This is a genomic window from Streptomyces sp. NPDC059909, from assembly GCF_042730885.1.
Lineage (GTDB): Bacteria > Actinomycetota > Actinomycetes > Streptomycetales > Streptomycetaceae > Streptomyces.
On sequence record NZ_JBHWKX010000256.1, the window covers coordinates 1 to 1,142 of the forward strand.

General features: G+C 65.7%; 1 protein-coding gene. It reads right to left on the reverse strand.

Features of this window, described 5'->3' with window-relative positions; all coding sequences use genetic code 11:
- Window positions 1–943, reverse strand: a 943-nt coding sequence (locus tag ACFV9O_RS40650) for an ATP-binding protein (protein WP_385428167.1), incomplete at its 3' end; no start/stop codon positions are given.
- Between the last annotated feature and the right edge of the window lie 199 nt (window positions 944–1,142).

Consider the following 1,142-nt stretch of genomic DNA (forward strand, 5'->3'; position numbering starts at 1 on the left):
TGTCCACGGCGATCCGTGCCAGGTTGTACTTCTCCTCGCGGCGTACACCGCGCTGGCCAAGCCAGTCGCCGGCCAGGATCAGACGGTCCCGCCGGTACACGTAGAACCCCTGCTGGTCGAGCCAACCGCGTGGGCCGCTGGCCTTGTCGTACTCGGCAGGCGTGAGCCGCTGCGCGCTGGGGAGGACGAACGCCTCCACTCGTACGAAGCCGGTGCCGAGCGGAAGTTGCTCCACAGGGAGGGGCTGAACAGAAGGGTGACCGGAGAGGAAGGGGTCCCAGGGCTCGACCGGGCTACTGGAGACACGCATGGTACGGCGACGACTGCCCGTCAGGAACCGGGCGAAGACCATGCCCAAGTGCGACTCCGCGCGGGCGGCCTCTGCGTAGAACTGCTTCTGGGTCCGCTCGTCGTCCTCGGTCACGCCGTCGACGTGGTATCCGTTTAGCCGCCGCCACAAAACGACCGTGCCATGATCAGCCCTACCGCGGATCCTGTCGAGCAGGTCCGCCGTCGCCTCGTCCGCGCCGTGCAGCAGCCTCCACTCACCGAACTTCTCAACGACGTCGAGATCCCACGTACGTACGTGCCACTCTCCGGAGACAGCGGTCGCGACGGTGAGCTGACGGGCCTGGGAGAACGACGCGGACTTGAGTCCGACGCCGAAGCGCCCCAGGTCCGTGGCGGTACGCGGTGTGGCGGGACCGCGCGCAGCCACGGTCATGGCGGTCACGAGATCGTCCGCGCTCATCCCTTCGCCGTTGTCGACGACAGCGATCCACGAGTCCTGTCCAGCCCATGTGAACTCGATGTCGATGTTGGCTGCCTTCGCGGAGATGCTGTTGTCCACGAGATCCGCGATGGCGGCGGGCAGTGAATAGCCGAGAGAGCTGAGCGAGGCGACCATGCCTGCAGGTTCAGGGGCTGCGATGTCGTATTTCATGCCCAGTTCCAGCCCTGCTCCCGTTGCAACCCCTTGCCGACGCCTGGTGTCCGAGCGATCCGTGGAGCTGAGAACCGAGACGTTCCTCTGGACGTCTCGTAAGTAGCTCTGTTCTCATCCCCCGGGCCAAACCCCCACCTACGCAGGATGGTAGTTGAGCCTGGCCAGCAAGGTCGGTGCCTCGGCTGGTCTACATCAC